This window comes from Providencia burhodogranariea DSM 19968 (genome assembly GCF_000314855.2).
Taxonomy (GTDB): Bacteria; Pseudomonadota; Gammaproteobacteria; order Enterobacterales; family Enterobacteriaceae; genus Providencia; species Providencia burhodogranariea.
In genome coordinates, this window is the sequence record NZ_KB233222.1 from 267,576 (window position 1) to 284,795 (window position 17,220).

Consider the following 17,220-nt stretch of genomic DNA (forward strand, 5'->3'; position numbering starts at 1 on the left):
TGCGAAAAATTGCCGTGATACGTATTGGAGCTCTTGTTTATGTGGAAAAAACTTCACCAACTCGCCATTCCGGTGAACCTTTATCGGTTCTGTGGATGGTTAACGCCATGGTTTATCGTTCTCAGTGTGGTTTTTTTGGCGCTAGGATGGGGGTGGGGATTTGGATTCGCACCAGCAGATTATCAACAAAGTGATAGCTACCGCATAATGTATATTCATGTCCCTGCGGCAATGTGGTCAATGGGTATTTACATGACAATGGCAATTGTTGCTTTCATTGGTCTCATTTGGCAAATGAAAGTTGCTGAACTTGCCATTGCAGCGATGGCACCTATCGGTGCTGTATTTACCTTTATTGCACTAGTTACTGGTGCAACATGGGGTAAACCAATGTGGGGAGCTTGGTGGGTATGGGATGCCCGCTTAACCTCAGAATTAATCCTGCTTTTCTTGTATATGGGTATTATTGCACTTTGGCATGCTTTCGACGATCGTCGTACAGCGGGAAAAGCGGCAGCAATTTTAGTTTTAATTGGTGTGGTAAATATCCCGATTATTCATTATTCAGTTGAATGGTGGAATACACTTCATCAGCCTTCAACCAGAATGCAACAAAGTATTAATCCTGCAATGCGTACACCACTGCGTTTAGCCATTCTTGGTTACTTATTCTTATTTATTTCACTGACATTGGTCCGTTTGCGTAATCAACTATTAATACTCGAACGCAATCGTCCATGGGTACTGGATATTGTAAACAAAAAAGGGCGTAAATAATGACTAGCGCATTTGCATCTTGGGCCGATTTTTTCGCGATGGGCGGTTATGCATTCTACGTGTGGCTCGCGGTCGCATTCACGGTGATACCGTTATTATTGTTATGCATACATACTGGTCTGCAACGCAAAATGATTATTAGTTCTATTATTGCCCAACAGGCAAGAGAAATAAGACAAAAAGCCGCACGTGCACGTCGGGAGGCAAAATGAATATTCGTCGTAAAAATAGATTATGGCTAGTCTGTGGGGTGGTGGTAGGTGCAGGCTTAACCATTGCCTTAATATTGTACGCACTTCGTTCAAGTATTGACCTGTTCTATACTCCCGGTGAAATCCTTTATGGCAAACGGGAAACACATCAAATACCAGAAGTTGGGCAACGTTTACGTGTTGGTGGCATGGTCATGCCGGGAACTGTCCAGCGCGATCCTGAGTCACTAAAAGTCACTTTTACTGTTTATGATGCCGAAGGCGAAGTTGATGTCATCTACGAAGGTATTTTGCCTGACCTGTTCCGTGAAGGCCAGGGCGTCGTTGTTCAAGGTGAACTCGCTGAAAACAACAGTGTAGTGGCGAAAGAAGTGCTCGCCAAACATGATGAAAATTACACACCGCCAGAAATTGAGCAGGCAATGCAAGAAAATCATCGTCGGCCTGCAGCTGTTTATAAGGATAATGCCTCATGATCCCAGAGATTGGCAACATACTACTGTGCCTCGCTTTGGGCATTGCTGTATTACTTTCGTTTTACCCATTATGGGGTGTTGCTCGTAACGATGCCCGTTTGATGCGTTCATCAAGACCCCTTGCTTGGCTACTCTTTTTGTTTGTAGCGGGTGCATTTTTAGTGTTAGTGAATGCATTTGTTGTAAATGATTTCTCTGTCACTTATGTTGCAAATAACTCGAATACACAATTACCTATTTGGTATCGTGTTGCAGCTACATGGGGTGCTCACGAAGGCTCATTATTATTATGGGTCTTACTAATGAGCGGTTGGACATTCTCGGTTGCACTTTTCAGTTATCGTATGCCATTGGATATTGTCGCACGTGTTTTAGCGGTGATGGGCATGGTGAGTGTTGGCTTCTTGCTGTTTATTATTTTCACGTCTAACCCCTTTTCGCGCACATTACCCGCCTTTCCAATTGAGGGTCGCGACTTAAATCCATTATTACAAGATCCCGGATTAATCTTCCATCCACCGTTACTTTATATGGGCTATGTTGGTTTCTCTGTCGCATTTGCCTTTGCTATAGCTTCATTATTATGTGGTCGATTAGACAGTTCATTAACGCGTTTTGCACGCCCTTGGACGATGGCTGCATGGTTTTTCTTAACGCTCGGTATCATGCTTGGCTCTGTGTGGGCTTATTATGAATTAGGTTGGGGCGGCTGGTGGTTCTGGGATCCAGTTGAAAATGCTTCATTTATGCCTTGGCTTGTTGGTACAGCTCTGATCCACTCATTAGCTGTCACTGAGCAGCGAGCAACTTTCAAAGCATGGTCATTATTGTTATCTATTTTTGCCTTCTCTCTCTGTTTACTCGGTACTTTCTTAGTACGTTCGGGAGTATTGGTTTCAGTACATGCATTCGCATCAGACCCATCTAGAGGAATGTTTATCCTCGCTTTTATGGTGCTAGTAATTGGTGGCTCACTACTGCTATTTGCAATCAGAGGTCACAAGGTACGTTCAAAGGTGAACAACTCGTTATGGTCACGTGAATCGATGCTACTGGGAAATAATGTGCTGCTGATCACTGCCATGTTGGTTGTGCTTTTAGGCACCTTACTCCCGTTGATCCATAAACAAATAGGATTGGGAACTATCTCAATTGGTGAGCCATTCTTTAATACAATGTTTATTGCTTTGATGGTGCCTTTTGCCTTGTTATTAGGGATTGGGCCACTAGTGCGCTGGGGGCGTGATCGCCCATCATCAATTCGGAATTTATTGCTGATTGCTTTACTCGTGACATTGATTTTGTCATTTCTGCTTCCTTGGTTGATGCAAGATCGTGTCGAGGCTCTAACCGTGCTCGGATTGATGATGGCTTGCTGGATAGCATTACTGGCCTTTGCTGAAATGCGTCTTCGCATCAGTAAAAAAATCAAACTGACTTCCAGTTATTGGGGGATGGTATTGGCGCATTTAGGCTTAGCAGTTACTATTGTGGGCATTGCCTTTAGCCAAAACTATAGTATTGAACGCGATGTCAAAATGAAGCCCGGCGATAGTGTGACTATCCGCGCTTATACCTTTGTATTTAATGGGGTGCATGAGGTCACTGGCCCTAATTATCAAGGCGTTATTGGTAATATTGATGTGAATGAAAATGGTAAGTTGATTGCCAAATTACAACCAGAAAAACGTTTTTATAATACCAGCCGTGCAGTGATGACTGAAGCCGCGATTGATGGTGGTATTACACGGGACTTGTATGCCGCATTAGGTGAAGAGGTTGGTAAAGATGCTTGGGCAATGCGCCTTTACTATAAACCATTCGTACGCTGGATATGGTCCGGTGGTGTTTTAATGTCTATCGGTGCGCTATGTTGCCTTTTCGATCCACGCTATCGTCGCCGTAAACCTGTATCGGAGGTAGCATGAATCGTAAAGTATTTTTGATCCCTCTGGCTGCTTTTGCCGTTATTGCCGCCGTTTTATTATGGCAACTGATGCGTAATGCTCAAGGGGATGACCCTCGTTCATTAGAGTCCGCTCTAGTTGGTAAGCCAGTTCCAACATTTCGTTTGGAATCACTTGAAAACCCCGGGCAGCATTATGAATCGAACGTGTTAATCCAGGGCAAACCTATCTTATTAAATGTTTGGGCAACATGGTGCCCAACCTGTCGTGCTGAACATCAATATCTCAATAAACTTGCTGCACAAGGGGTACGAGTGGTCGGTTTAAACTATAAAGATGATAGGCAAAAGGCCATTGTGTGGTTACGTGAGTTGGGCAACCCTTATGCTTTAAGCCTTTTTGATGGTGCTGGTATGCTAGGCCTTGACCTTGGTGTTTATGGTGCTCCTGAAACATTTTTAATTGATGGTGATGGCATTATTCGTTATCGCCATGCTGGTGCTATGGATGAACAAGTTTGGAATAAAGAAGTGAAGCCATTATGGGAACGCTATAGTAAGGAGGCCAATCAATGAAATATTTTATTGGCTTACTGATGTTAATACTGAGTGCTACGACAACATTAGCGGCAACAGATGTGTTTACCTTCAATGATGAGCAGCAAGAGCAACAATTTCGTAAATTAACGGAAGAGCTACGTTGCCCTAAATGCCAGAACAATAGCATTGCTGATTCAAACTCGATGATAGCATTAGACTTACGTCAAAAAGTCTACGAGTTGATGCAAGAAGGCAAAAGCCGTGATGAAATCATTGATTACATGGTCGCTCGGTATGGTTATTTTGTCACATATAATCCTCCGTTAACGCCTCTGACTGTAATGTTATGGGGGCTACCTTTTGCAGCAATTGTGATTGGCGGATGGGTGATTTTTGCTCGCTCTAAAAAACGCGTTCGAATTAAAAAGCTAGCAGAGAGTGAGATGGGAGATTCTGCTATTCCTGAGTCACCACCTTTAAGTGGCTGGATCTATGTGCCGGGTATTGTGATTGCATTAGGCGTTGGAGCTATAGCCTATTATGAGGTTGGTAGCTACAGTAAAGTGGTGGATTGGAATGTTGCATACCAACAAGCACCTGCTTTACTTGATAGGGCTTTAGACCCATCAGAACCACCGTTAAATAATGAAGAGATGGAACATTTAGCATTAGGATTACGAACGCGTTTACAGGAAGAGCCACAAAATGTTGATGCATGGGTCATGTTAGGGCGTATTGGCATGGTACTCAATAATGCAACGACGGCGACAGATGCGTTTGCAAGAGCTTATCGCCTCAAACCAGATGATGATAATGTAGCATTAGGTTATGCAGAAGTACTGATTCGCTCATCCGATCCGGATGATAACCGTTTGGGCACAGAGCTACTGCGTAAACTGATTTCAGAAAATCCGACTAATGTGAAAGCGCTGAGTCTTTTCGCTTTCCACGCTTTTGAGCAAGAACGTTATGCAGAAGCTATTTCAGTATGGCAGATGATGCTGAAGTTATTACCTGAAAACGACCAACGCCGTACGGTGATTGAGCGTAGCATTGAGCAAGCGTTAATCATCGTGCATGAGAAAAAAGACCTACCTAAAAGTGAATAAAACGGCGGGAGCGAAAGCTCCCGTTTTTTATTGGCTCTATTTAAGTTTTTTCTTTGGTTCCCTATAACCCACAGATTCTAAGCCTATTTTTGAGTTCAAGCCTAACATTATCGACAAAAAACGATAACAACAAGTATGCAAATGGGATACACTTTCGTGCAATAAAATAACAATAGATATGATGGAAAAACGTTGCACCTGCGCGCTAATATTCGACAACTTGCCGCCTATCTTGCACTTCTCGCTGTAGCAATGCTTTTTATCGCACCATTGGCCTCAAAATCAATGATGCAGATGGCAGATTGCTTACCGATAAACGGCATGGCAGAACATTCGATGCACCAGCATCACGATATGCCATTGTCCGAAGAATGCCATTCCAGCGGCACAATGAACCATATGCTGATGTCTGGAATGGGATTATCTCCAATGGAAGATATTACGTGTGGATACTGCCAGTTACTGGTACATTTTCCGTTTATCATCCTGTTTATTGCGATTGTTATTCGCCAACTGGCAATTTTAACGAGTTGTTTACCGCTTGAACGTTGTATCCATATACGTTTATTCCGACCTTGGTCATTGCGCTTTGCACGAGCCCCACCAACTGCCTTTTCTTTGTAATCTCTAAATAATCTCTATTCATAGAGGGCTATTGACCTTATTGATTGATTTTGCGCAGCATTCACTTCTTGAGTTAATTCAAGTATTCAGTGCTATGACTTAATTAACTGCTGCAAAGATAAGATCAAAACTTCAACAGCGTTGAATTGCATTTCCCGTATTGAGCGTTATGCAATGCTCTTTATTTTGAATTTGGATCTTCCAATTCAGGCGGCATTGCTACGTCATAAAGAAAAGAATTAGGCATAAATAATGAACAAAGATAAATTTGTATTTGCACCTATTACCATATTTGTTGCGACCGCACTTATTTCCAACACCGCATTGGCTAACGAAGAGAATCAAAGCAAATTTTCCGATAGCTCGGTCATGATAGTGACCGCACCTGTTGATTCACCATTAACCATCACGACATCACCAAAAACGCCACGACAGCCAGTACCCGCTAGTGATGGTTCTGATTACTTAAAAACCATTCCTGGTTTTTCACAAATCCGTAATGGTGGTACCAATGGTGATCCAGTATTTCGTGGCATGTTTGGTTCTCGTTTGCGTATTTTAACTAATGATAGTGAGATGTTAGGTGCCTGTCCCTCGCGTATGGATGCACCGACTTCCTATATTTCACCCGAAAATTTTGATGTTTTGACGATGATTAAAGGGCCTCAATCTGTTTTATGGGGACCGGGTAACTCGGCAGGAACGATCCGTTTTGAACGTGAAAAACCATTATTTGATAAAGCGGGTATCAAAGGAAACGCGACTGCGTTAACCGCATCAAGTCAACGTTGGGATACAAATGCGGATATCAGTATGGGAAATGACAAAGGTTATTTACGTTTAATTGGCAATAAATCACGTTCGAATGATTACAAAGATGGTGATGGTCATAAGGTGCCATCAAAGTGGGATAAATGGAATACAGATATTGCAGTTGGTTGGACACCAGATGAATACACTTTACTTGAATTAACCGCGGGTAAAGGTGATGGTGAAGCTCGTTACGCAGGGCGAGGAATGGATGGTTCTCAGTTTAAACGCGAAAGTTTAGGCATGCGTTTTGAAAAAACAAATATTGGGAATGTGCTCGACAAAGTAGAAGCAAATATGTACTACAACTATGCTGACCATATTATGGATAACTATTCGCTTCGTGAGCCGAGTGGCTCGATGGGGCATGGTTCAGGGCATATGATGGCAAACGGCCATGGCATGATGAATATGCCAATGAAAATGCGAGTTGATCGTAAAACAGTTGGCGGTCGCATGATGGGAACTTGGCTATGGAGTGATTATGAGTTACGTGCTGGTACTGACATGCAGAGTAATACACACCGTACGCACAGTAATAATCATTGGAGCAAAGATGCGCAATTCCAAGATTATGGCGTATTTGGTGAATTAACATGGGATGCAAATGATCATAGCAAAGTGATTACAGGAGCTCGAGGAGACAGGGTACTTGTCGATAATATTTCACATACGGGTTCATCAGGATGTAATACTATTATGCCTGCGGGATTTGTTCGTTATGAACATTCACTTTCAGGCTCGCCTGTCATGTTCTATGCGGGTGTGGGTTATACCGAGCGTTTCCCTGACTATTGGGAGCTATTTTCACCAACTTATGGTCCTGATGGTACCACTAATGTTTTTGATAAATTAAAAACGGAGAAAACTACTCAGCTCGATATTGGAGCTAAGTATAGTGATGAGAAAACTAACGCATGGATCTCAGCCTATATTGGTCGCGTTGATGATTTTATTTTATTCCGTTATAGCGCACATAATTCACGAATAAGCCAAGTCGGGAATGTCAATGCGATGATTATGGGGGGGGAAATGGGGATTGCGTATAAACTGAATGAAGAATGGAAAGCAGATGCAAGCCTTGCCTATGCATGGGGGGAGAACCGAAGTGATAACCAACCACTTCCACAGATGCCGCCATTAGAAAGCCGCTTTGGTTTATCTTGGGAGAAAAATGATTGGACTACAACAGGATTAGTACGCATTGTGAGTAGTCAACATCGCGTCGCGATTAATGATGGAAATGTGGTAGGTAAAGATTTTAGCAGTAGTGCAGGCTTTACTATTTTCTCGCTGAATGCAGCTTATCGCGTAAATGATCATATGAAACTCAGTGCTGGAGTCGATAATTTATTCGATAAAAATTATAGTGAACATCTCAATTTAGCAGGTAATAGTGGGTTTGGTTACTCATCTAACGATCCGGTTAATGAGCCGGGTAGAACCTTCTGGGCTAAAATGAACTTAACGTTCTGATAGAGGAATAAATCGGCATCATTCATAGAGTGTTAAAAAGTCGATGTTATTCTAGTGAATGAAATAAAGTTAAAAAATATATGCCATACAATATAACGTATAGCATATATATGCGGGTAATATTTTACCAATTATCTGGTGCTATTTTAATTAGCGACCAATATCTTTTAGTGCATTACCTTTCATCAGATTTTCTTCAATATGCTCCAATGAAACATTTTTTGTTTCAGGCACAAAATAAAGTGTCACAAGGATAAATATAGCGTTCAGTACCGCATAGACCCAGAAAGTATTGGTATCCCCTAGTGTTGCTAGCAAGGTTAAGAAGCTAGCACTGACTATCATATTTGCAACCCAGTTAGAGGTGGTTGAACAGGTAATCCCGAAATCCCGACCTCTAAGCGGTTGTATTTCAGAACATAAAACCCACATCACTGGCCCCGCACTTACCGCAAATCCAATAATGAAAATCAATAAGAAGGCAACACTAGCATATTGAATGAGCAACGTATGTGCATCGAATGATAAAAGATAAGCTAATAAACCAATACTGATTGCCATGACAGTAAAGCCAAAGATTAATAATTTTTTCCGGCCGAAGCGGTCAACTATCGAAATAGCGAGAATAGTCGCAATCACGTTAAATAGCCCAATTAGCACAGTGCCATACATTTGCTGAGCGGTACTTTCAAAACCAGCTAATGAGAATATTTTAGGGGCATAATACATGATGACATTAATCCCCGTTAGTTGTTGCATAAACTGAAGTGCGATACCTAAAAAGACGGTTCGCCTAAAATTACTATTACTCTTAAATAAACTGAATCCAGATTGTTTTATTTTTAAGCTATTAAAAATATCTTCTAATTCTTGAGTCGCTTCTTTTTCTGAGCTTCTTAATTTTAATAAAATACTTTTTGCATCAGTTGCTCTATTTTTACTGGCTAACCAACGCGGGCTTTCAGGTAGAAACGTAACACCAATAAATAATAACACCGCTGGAATTGCTGTTATACCTAGCATCCAGCGCCAAGCGTGATCATAACTAAATCCAGTATCAGAAATAAAGGCGAGTAAAATACCAATAGTGATCATCAATTGATACATGGAGATCATTCCACCACGGATTTTTTTCGGTGCAATTTCTGACAAATAGGCTGGGGTAGTGAAGGATGAAATACCAATTGCTAAACCTAATACCACACGAGAACAAATAAGAATTTCGGCATTGGGTGAAAATGCTGAACCAATGGCACCAATAATGAAGAGTATCGAACTAATTAATAAGCTTTTTTTTCTACCACCTAAAGAAGATAACCAGCCACTAATGATAGCCCCTGCAGCCGCACCAAACATCATTGAACTGACAACCATCTCTTGCTGGGTTGGTGAAATATCGAATTGCTTACTAATAAAAGGAAGTGCACCAGAAATAACACCAGTATCAAGCCCAAAAAACAAACCCGCTAGTGCAGCGAGCAAACCAACAAAGATAACGGTCATATTTGTTGAAGTATTTTTTCCTATCATTAGCTCTATCCCTTTATAGTTAAAGTAGATTATCAACGTAGTTATCCATAATCGGGAATATACTGACTATAATTCAAGTTACATTGTTATTTACAGAGTGGATCACGATATAACTTGAGCTATTTAGGATATGGAATATACCTTTATGCTAGCGCTATCTGTTTTATTATTCAATGTAGAAATGTATATTTAAAACATCAGGCTGATATAGAGCAAAAATTTAATTGAATCAATGTATATTTAGTTATCAATATACGAATCATAGCCTATGAGATGCTTGATAATAATTAAGTAGAAATAACTAATTAATTATCATTATAAAAGAGAGTGTAGTCATCAAATTTTAAGTCGTTGCTAGGGGCTGTTGACTTTTAAGGTCAATTTTTATTCGAATTACACGTCTTTAGTTAAGACAAAAAGAAATAAAGTGAGTGGCTCGCCGCCGAGTAAACTAGGCAATAGCCGCTCAACACAGCGAAAAATCATGTTTAATCGAACCCGAAGGGCGCTTTTCATTTACGGTTTAGGCTTTTTGGTGATGTTTTTTTAGGCATCTAAGTGGGTGATATGATTATATTGCTGTTATTTAAATCGATTAACACGGTAAAAATCAGCAGCAAAGATAAACAGACCCTAGTAGATGATATAGATTATCTTGGAAAATATTAGATTTCATCAAGTTGAAAATGAACTAGCCAAAAAAGCATTTTAAGCTAGTTCTTCTTTAGTTTAATCAGACGATAACCGGAATGTAGTAATTGAGTTCTTTAATATACTCTTGTGGGTTTTTGATAAAGTCATCATAACTTGGCTTAGATTTTAATACGTAATTTTCAATATCAGATCCTTCGCCTCGAGCAATATCCATACTTGCGAGTACTTTCCCGTAAGCGGTATAAATGATGTCATTGTAATCAATACCATGAAGATCGAATTTAAACTTGATTTGTAAGTAGTCGCCAGCAGGTAGTTGCATCTTTTTTGAATTTAATGGCGTCACGTTGACATCATTTTCATCAAGAGCGGTGGTATAAAAAAACTGGCCTTCTTTTGCATCGTTTGAGTCAATACCATGGATAGCATATAAATTTTGGGTCACATATTGCATATCGGCAAGGAAGTTTATCCAGTAGTGACGTCTAACTTCATCGGTTTTGAAATTCCATTCATTGATCCCTTTGGTATAACGATGTTGTTTACCTAAAAGGGTAATTGCAGATAATTTGACTAAACTTACTTCGACGTTCAGCTCTTTATTTTCTCTAATAGGGAGACAGAAACCTTCAATCTTCCAACCCACGCGCTTTCTATATTCGGAAGGTGTCGCATTAAATTGCTTTTTAAAGGCACGGCAAAATGTTTGTTGCGAATCAAAACGATATCGTAAAGATATATCCATGATGCTGTCATTGGTAAATCTAAGAGCAACGGCGGAACAAGATAGGCGTCTTGATCGGATATAGGAGCCAAGAGCTAACCCAGTCTGATTTTTAAATAAGCGCTGAAAATGCCATTTGGTATATCCAGATTTTTCAGCAACAGTATCTAAAGACAGTCGAGATTCTAAATTTTGCTCTATCCAGAGAATGATTTCTCTAATTACACTTTCTTGAAGCATGGTTACCCTTTTAAATCGATTTAATTCAAGAGATTAATAAAAAAGAAAACGAATTAGTATTTATACTTATATTGGAATAGATTTCAGCAGCAGCATGGTAGCATACGGACTGACAACTTTTTAAAAAAGTTGTGAAGTTAAGTAAGTTTTCGCCAAAGTGAAACTTAGCTTAAACCCGCTGACTTTAACTCTAAATCTAAATCAAACAGTCATAAAATGATAGGTTTGATATGCCAAATTTGTTCTGCATAAGTTTGGATTGTTCTATCTGCAGAGAAAAAACTCATATTACAGATATTATTAGCAACTTTATATTGCCAAGATAATGAATTTTGGTACAAATTATCGACTTGCTCTTGTGTATCGATATAACTGCGATAATCTGCAAACAATAAATATTGATCACCAGCATATAATAAATTATTGGTTAAGTCTTGATAGAAAGAGGGAAACTCAGGTTTAAAATACCCATTAGCGATTTGATCTATTACCTGTTTTAATTCCGAATCATTCTCATAATACCAGCGCGGGTGATAATAGCCTTGCTTGATCTGTTTTACCTCATCAATTGTATGTCCAAAGATAAATATATTTTCTTGGCCTACATGTTCACGTATTTCAATATTCGCACCATCAAGTGTACCTATGGTGAGTGCTCCATTGAGTGCAAACTTCATATTTCCAGTACCTGATGCTTCAGTACCCGCCAAAGAAATTTGTTCAGAAAGATCAGCGGCAGGAATAATTTTTTGAGCCAAACTAACATTGTAATTAGGAATAAAAACGACTTTTAGGCGACAACCAATTCGCTCATCACTATTAATGACCGTTGCAACATCATTGATTAAATGGATGATTTTTTTTGCAGCACTATAAGATGAAGCTGCTTTACCTGAAAAGATAACAACACGGGGAACCCAATTATGTTTTGGGTTAGCTAAAATGCGATTATAACGGGTGATCACATGAAGCAAATTTAATAGTTGCCGTTTGTATTCATGAATACGTTTAATTTGCACATCAAATAGTGCATCTGGGTTAATAACAATATTTTGAGTTTCTGCAATAAAGTGAGCAAGTTTATGTTTATTAGATTGCTTAACGTGCTGTAATTTTTCCAAAAATTCAGGGTAATTAACCCATTTCTTCAGTTCAGAAAGTTGTGACATGTCGATTAACCATTGATGACCAATATAGCTGTTAATCATGGTTGTAAGATCAGGGTTTGCGAGTGCTAACCAACGTCTTGGTGTTATTCCATTGGTAATATTACAAAATTTGTTCGGAAAAATTCGGGCAAAGTCAGCAAACAGAGAGTCAGTCATTAATTCAGAGTGTAATGCTGATACTCCATTGACTTTATGGCAAATAATAGCCGCAAGCCAAGCCATTCGAATAAGCTTCCCATGCTCTTCATTAATGATGGAAACACGACGAAGTAATTCATCATCATGTGGGAATTTTCTGCTGATATCCTGCAAAAACGCTTCATTAATTTGATAAATGATTTGTAGATGGCGAGGCAGTATTTTACGAAACATTTCTACAGGCCAAGCTTCAAGCGCTTCACTCATTAATGTGTGGTTAGTATAAGAGAATATTTTTTCGGCTTGCACGAGTGCTTTTTGCCAACTGAGTTGATGCTTATCGATGAGTAAACGCATTAATTCAGGAATGGCGAGAACGGGATGGGTATCATTTAAATGAATTGCAATTTTCTCCGATAAATTGTCCCAATTTTGATACATCAGCCAATGACGAGAAAGAATATCTTGAATTGATGCAGAAACAAGGAAAAATTCTTGTTTTAAACGGAGCTCTTTTCCTGAATATGTGGAGTCATTTGGATAGAGAACGCGAGAAACATTTTCAGATTCATTTTTTTTCTTAATCGCAGAATAATATTCGCCATCATTAAAAATTTGTAAATCGAATTCATCGCTAGCTTTTGCACTCCATAGACGCAGTGTATTGGTTGCTTCTGTCTTATAACCGGGTATGATTTGATCGTAAGCTACTGCAATAATATCGTTCGTTTCGGCCCAATGATAACGTCCATTTTGTTCGACGACATGGCCTTCATATTGGATCTGGTAGCGATTTTCAGGGCGCGGAAACTCCCAAGGATTACCATGAGCTAGCCAATCATCAGGGAATTCAATTTGTTGTCCATTTCGTATCGCTTGCTTGAACATGCCATATTCATAACGAATACCATAACCATAACCGGGTAGATTCATTGTAGCTAAAGAGTCTAAAAAACATGCAGCAAGCCGACCTAAGCCACCGTTACCAAGCCCAGGATCTGTTTCTTGTTCTACAAGTTGCTCAAAATCAAACCCTAGATCAGAAACAACTTGAGTAACATCGTTATACATATCCATCGAAATTAATGTGTTGGACAAAGAGCGACCTAATAAAAACTCCATCGATAAATAGTAGACTTGCTTGAGCTGTTGTGAGTATTCAGCTCGATTTGTTGCCAGCCAACGTTCGACAATACGATCGCGTGCTGCAAGTAAAATGGATTCTAACCACTCTCGCTGTGTTGCAATATAGGGTTCTTTACCTATCACAAATTTCAATTTATAGATAATTGCATCTTTTAAAGCTTCTTGTGTCATTAATGGGGAGTGACATTCACGAACAAAATTAGTGCTCACAATTTTATTCCTTATCTTTATTTTGCTTATCTAACATTTCTTTTGTGACGAGAACGATCCCTTGTTCAGTACGGTAAAAACGTTGACTATCTTCTTCTGAATTCTCACCTATCACCATATTTTCAGGGATAACACAGCCTCTATCGATAATGCAACGGCGAAGACGAGATGAACGCCCAACACTTACACCAGGAAGTAAAATAGAAGATTCAATCGTGCAAAATGAATTTACTCGCACTCTAGGGAATAGCACAGAATGCAGAACAATTGAACCTGATATAATGCAACCACCTGCAACTAAGGAGTTCATTGTCATACCATGACTTCCTGAGCGGTCTTGAACAAATTTTGCTGGCGGTAGTGGTTCCATATGCGTTCGAATAGGCCAGTCACGGTCATACATATCTAATTCAGGTGTAACAGAAGCTAGATTAAGAGTTGCGGCCCAGTAAGCTTCTAATGTGCCGACATCTCGCCAATAAGGTGGAACATCTGGATTACTTGTAACACACGAATATTCAAATGGATGTGCGAGTGCTTCACCCGATGCGACAATTTTAGGGATGATATCTTGACCAAAATCGTTACTCGAATCAGGAGAAATGCTATCTTCTATCAGTATCTGGGAGAGGTAATCACTATTAAAGATATATATCCCCATACTAGCTAAACAAAAATCAGGGAAATCCTTTAAAGTTGGGGGATTATGCGGTTTTTCATGGAATTGAGTTACCCTGCGGTTTTCATCAATTTCCATTACGCCAAATTGGTGCGCTTCTTCTTTATTGACTTTAATACAAGCAACAGTGAATTTTGCATTGTTGTTGACATGGTCAAGCAACATGCGTGAATAATCCATTTTATATATATGGTCACCCGCAAGAACAACAATATATTCTGCATTATAGCTACGGATAATATCCATATTTTGAAACACAGCATCAGCTGTACCTTTGTACCAATGGTCTGTCGTTTTTCTTTGTTGTGCTGGAAGTAAATCAACAAACTCATTCATCTCCTCATTGAAAAAAGACCAACCTCTTTGTATATGCTGTACTAATGAATGAGATTGATATTGCGTGATCACACCAATACGTCTAATTCCTGAGTTTAGACAATTAGATAATGCAAAATCGATAATACGAAATTTACCACCAAAATGGACTGCGGGCTTAGCACGTTTTAGTGTAAGTCCTTGTAGGCGAGTACCTCGTCCACCTGCCAGAATAAGAGCGACGGCTTTTTGAGGTAAATGACGAGCCAACATCATCATATTGTTCATATCATTATGAGACATACCTTACAATTCTCCTAAATAAACAATCAGTTATTTAAAGATCCCCTGCTGGTATAAAAACAATTACATATAATGATGATTATTAAATCTAATAACGATATCTATCTTATATTATTATTCAATAATATACTAAATATTAGGAATTAAAACACATCCTGATTGTTATTTGATTAATAAAAGAAAAAAATTGAAATGAATAGACATAAATTTTCATAAAATCTAACGGTAAGTAATTTTTATTCAGATGAATATAGAACTAATCTTATGGTTACTTTTTATAAACGGTCTAAAATTAAGTGAAAAAGGCTAAGTAAATTTCATATTACAGATATAAACACATCACAAAAAGATAGTTGCTTATTGATTACTCTTATCATGAAAATCATTTTTTTTGTGATGATTGTCACTTATTCAAAATGTAATATATAGAATTATATTTTATAAAAAGTTTTTTATTTCAATGTATTAAGTATTTTTTTTGTTTTTGTCTGTTATTGAGAGTCGTAAATGGATGATTTTTTAGCTCTATTCTTTAATTTAAATCAATTAATTTATCGAGTTAGAATGGTAATTTACGCATCCACAAAATTACTGTAATTTGATTATTTTTTTAGGAGTTTATTATGCAAAAAGACAATATTGCAAAAATGTTAGGTATTAAGATCCGCAAGCAAAGAGAAAGTCATAAAATGACATTAGAACAAACTGCGAGATTAATTGGTGTTTCCGAAGACGAAATGAATCGTTTTGAAAGCGGTGAAAGCTGTATTGATATTGACTCTTTATTTCAATTTGCATGTTTATTTAACTTGGAACCAACAGCATTTTTACATGGTGTTGTTAACGTTAACGTAGGCACTCGTTGTACTATTCATTAAAAAGGAATTCATCAGGGCAGGGAAGGTAATATACTATCTTGTAAACACAATTAGTAAATATACTAAAACTGAAAATCATAGAGAGATACTATGAGCCATATAATCGAACTGGAAGAAATTGTAGGATCACTAATTGATCGATTCTATTTCTTCCAGTCTTGATTGTTTTCTAAGTAATAATACACTAGGTTATTTAATTTTAATTCATATAATTAATCATTATGGTTATATTTAACCTAACGATTAATTAGTGTAACGCTTTATAAATATTAAATAAATTTATCAAATTTTAATTGATTTAAAATCGACACAGTCATTTTATTTATATTCATTAATTGTGTAGTTATCGCTATCTTTTTGGTTTTATGTAAACTTAATATGAAATGGTCTAGTTGTTTTATAATAAGTGAGTTTTCAGTAATTTCTGAATTCAGGTTATTGGAAATTAGAATATTCTCAAATTGAAAGTTATTTTTCGATTGCTTTAATGATAATTTATCGGAAATATTTCCAGTGTTAAAAAATAATTCGAACGAAACTAAAAAGCCATTTTCATTGCGAAGATTAATAATAAGTACATCACCATCTTCAATGTATACAAGTGGGCGAGAGTATTGAATGGAAAGAGAATTTATTTTGAATTCAGGGAGTAAGCAGAGTAATAACAAGACTTTTTCTGCTATCAGCGAATGTAGCATATTATAGGGGAGATGGTTATCTTCCTCAATAATACGATGAGCAGACAAACGTAATAAACCCGTATCACGCGTTTTATTATCGGATAGTGCTAATTTTAGCTCATCATACTGTTGAGAAAAACTCAGTACATTATCTTGGCAGATATTAACGTCATTTTGTTTAGCTAACGTCAGTATATCGGATAGTTCATTAGTTCCATAATTTGGAACATTATTCAGTAAAATATTTTTACCTGCACTTACTGCTGTTTGAATAATAAATTTTAATAACTCTTCACTGCATACAGAAGTAACAATAATCGCATCTACCGTTTCATTATCAATCAGATGTTCTATTTTTCTTTTTTGGCAAATGTAATAAGAAGCGGAAGGTATAGGTGAGTCAAGTGAGCAAACAGATTTAAGCTCACAATGCGGTTGACTATGCAATATGGCTTCGCTATAGCACAAATTATGTATTGGTGAGCCGATCAAGCCAATACCTGTTCGATTTAGTGAAACAAGAGAATGCTGTTCTTCGAGTAAGCGAAGATGGCCAAACAAATAAAGAAAGTGTGTATTCATCATGGGCTTTCCTCAGCGACATTTCTGCTTTCAGGTATTTAC

At 38.2% G+C, this 17,220-nt stretch carries 14 protein-coding genes; 9 read left to right on the forward strand and 5 right to left on the reverse strand.

Going from position 1 to position 17,220, the window contains the following annotated elements:
• Positions 1-39: 39 nt before the first annotated feature.
• The 8 genes from OOA_RS01120 to OOA_RS01155 all read left to right on the forward strand — a co-directional run bounded on the left by OOA_RS01120 (position 40) and on the right by OOA_RS01155 (position 7,930).
• A complete protein-coding gene (locus tag OOA_RS01120) occupies positions 40-777 on the forward strand; it encodes a heme ABC transporter permease (RefSeq protein WP_008910273.1) in 738 nt (245 codons plus the stop codon).
• Positions 777-989, forward strand: a complete 213-nt coding sequence (gene ccmD / locus OOA_RS01125; RefSeq protein WP_008910274.1) for a heme exporter protein CcmD — start codon at positions 777-779, stop codon at positions 987-989. The genes OOA_RS01120 and ccmD overlap by 1 nt, the downstream gene beginning before the upstream one ends.
• Positions 986-1,465, forward strand: a complete 480-nt coding sequence (ccmE, locus tag OOA_RS01130; RefSeq protein WP_008910275.1) for a cytochrome c maturation protein CcmE — start codon at positions 986-988, stop codon at positions 1,463-1,465. The genes ccmD and ccmE overlap by 4 nt, the downstream gene beginning before the upstream one ends.
• Complete coding sequence (locus OOA_RS01135) at positions 1,462-3,393, forward strand: heme lyase CcmF/NrfE family subunit (RefSeq protein WP_008910276.1); 1,932 nt, start codon at positions 1,462-1,464, stop codon at positions 3,391-3,393. The genes ccmE and OOA_RS01135 overlap by 4 nt, the downstream gene beginning before the upstream one ends.
• Positions 3,390-3,947 (forward strand): thiol:disulfide interchange protein DsbE, encoded by a 558-nt coding sequence (gene dsbE, locus OOA_RS01140; RefSeq protein ID WP_008910277.1) that lies wholly within the window; start codon positions 3,390-3,392, stop codon positions 3,945-3,947. The genes OOA_RS01135 and dsbE overlap by 4 nt, the downstream gene beginning before the upstream one ends.
• On the forward strand, positions 3,944-5,020 hold the full coding sequence (locus OOA_RS01145) for a cytochrome c-type biogenesis protein CcmH (RefSeq protein WP_008910278.1): 1,077 nt from the start codon (positions 3,944-3,946) through the stop codon (positions 5,018-5,020). The genes dsbE and OOA_RS01145 overlap by 4 nt, the downstream gene beginning before the upstream one ends.
• Positions 5,021-5,212: 192 nt before the next feature.
• Positions 5,213-5,644 (forward strand): DUF2946 domain-containing protein, encoded by a 432-nt coding sequence (locus tag OOA_RS01150; protein ID WP_008910279.1) that lies wholly within the window; start codon positions 5,213-5,215, stop codon positions 5,642-5,644.
• A gap of 252 nt (positions 5,645-5,896) precedes the next feature.
• Complete coding sequence (locus OOA_RS01155) at positions 5,897-7,930, forward strand: TonB-dependent copper receptor (RefSeq protein ID WP_008910280.1); 2,034 nt, start codon at positions 5,897-5,899, stop codon at positions 7,928-7,930.
• 150 nt (positions 7,931-8,080) lie between these two features.
• Here the strand turns inward: OOA_RS01155 and OOA_RS01160 are convergent, their stop codons facing one another.
• The 4 genes from OOA_RS01160 to glgC form a co-directional block, all read right to left on the reverse strand.
• Entirely contained in the window at positions 8,081-9,460 is a 1,380-nt protein-coding gene (locus OOA_RS01160; RefSeq protein WP_008910281.1) for a sugar porter family MFS transporter, read from the reverse strand.
• Positions 9,461-10,193: 733 nt separating this feature from the next.
• The gene (locus OOA_RS01165) at positions 10,194-11,078 is read right to left on the reverse strand and encodes a helix-turn-helix domain-containing protein (protein WP_008910282.1); all 885 of its coding nucleotides are present in this window, start codon (positions 11,076-11,078) and stop codon (positions 10,194-10,196) included.
• Between the two features lie 209 nt (positions 11,079-11,287).
• On the reverse strand, positions 11,288-13,702 hold the full coding sequence (glgP, locus tag OOA_RS01170; protein ID WP_148284509.1) for a glycogen/starch/alpha-glucan family phosphorylase: 2,415 nt from the start codon (positions 13,700-13,702) through the stop codon (positions 11,288-11,290).
• A gap of 43 nt (positions 13,703-13,745) precedes the next feature.
• Positions 13,746-15,038 carry a glucose-1-phosphate adenylyltransferase gene (gene glgC, locus OOA_RS01175; protein WP_008910284.1) on the reverse strand — a complete coding sequence of 431 codons (1,293 nt, stop codon included), beginning with the start codon at positions 15,036-15,038 and terminating at the stop codon, positions 13,746-13,748.
• 623 nt (positions 15,039-15,661) lie between these two features.
• On the opposite strand from glgC, the gene OOA_RS01180 reads away from it, so the two are divergent.
• A complete protein-coding gene (locus tag OOA_RS01180) occupies positions 15,662-15,916 on the forward strand; it encodes a helix-turn-helix domain-containing protein (RefSeq protein ID WP_008910285.1) in 255 nt (84 codons plus the stop codon).
• Between the two features lie 269 nt (positions 15,917-16,185).
• On the opposite strand, the gene OOA_RS01185 is transcribed toward OOA_RS01180, so the two are convergent.
• Positions 16,186-17,181: a hypothetical protein gene (locus OOA_RS01185; RefSeq protein ID WP_236611153.1), complete on the reverse strand. Its 996-nt coding sequence runs from the start codon at positions 17,179-17,181 to the stop codon at positions 16,186-16,188.
• Between the last annotated feature and the right edge of the window lie 39 nt (positions 17,182-17,220).

What these genes read in the sequence shown, in the direction of transcription:
- OOA_RS01145 (WP_008910278.1), top strand. Translation starts at nt 3,944, where the DNA reads ATGAAATATTTTATTGGCTTACTGATGTTAATACTGAGTGCTACGACA.
- OOA_RS01165 (WP_008910282.1), bottom strand. Translation starts at nt 11,078, where the DNA reads ATGCTTCAAGAAAGTGTAATTAGAGAAATCATTCTCTGGATAGAGCAA.
- OOA_RS01180 (WP_008910285.1), top strand. Translation starts at nt 15,662, where the DNA reads ATGCAAAAAGACAATATTGCAAAAATGTTAGGTATTAAGATCCGCAAG.
- dsbE (WP_008910277.1), top strand. Translation starts at nt 3,390, where the DNA reads ATGAATCGTAAAGTATTTTTGATCCCTCTGGCTGCTTTTGCCGTTATT.
- OOA_RS01160 (WP_008910281.1), bottom strand. Translation starts at nt 9,460, where the DNA reads ATGATAGGAAAAAATACTTCAACAAATATGACCGTTATCTTTGTTGGT.
- ccmD (WP_008910274.1), top strand. Translation starts at nt 777, where the DNA reads ATGACTAGCGCATTTGCATCTTGGGCCGATTTTTTCGCGATGGGCGGT.
- glgP (WP_148284509.1), bottom strand. Translation starts at nt 13,702, where the DNA reads ATGACACAAGAAGCTTTAAAAGATGCAATTATCTATAAATTGAAATTT.
- OOA_RS01155 (WP_008910280.1), top strand. Translation starts at nt 5,897, where the DNA reads ATGAACAAAGATAAATTTGTATTTGCACCTATTACCATATTTGTTGCG.
- OOA_RS01135 (WP_008910276.1), top strand. Translation starts at nt 1,462, where the DNA reads ATGATCCCAGAGATTGGCAACATACTACTGTGCCTCGCTTTGGGCATT.
- OOA_RS01120 (WP_008910273.1), top strand. Translation starts at nt 40, where the DNA reads ATGTGGAAAAAACTTCACCAACTCGCCATTCCGGTGAACCTTTATCGG.
- OOA_RS01185 (WP_236611153.1), bottom strand. Translation starts at nt 17,181, where the DNA reads ATGATGAATACACACTTTCTTTATTTGTTTGGCCATCTTCGCTTACTC.
- ccmE (WP_008910275.1), top strand. Translation starts at nt 986, where the DNA reads ATGAATATTCGTCGTAAAAATAGATTATGGCTAGTCTGTGGGGTGGTG.
- glgC (WP_008910284.1), bottom strand. Translation starts at nt 15,038, where the DNA reads ATGTCTCATAATGATATGAACAATATGATGATGTTGGCTCGTCATTTA.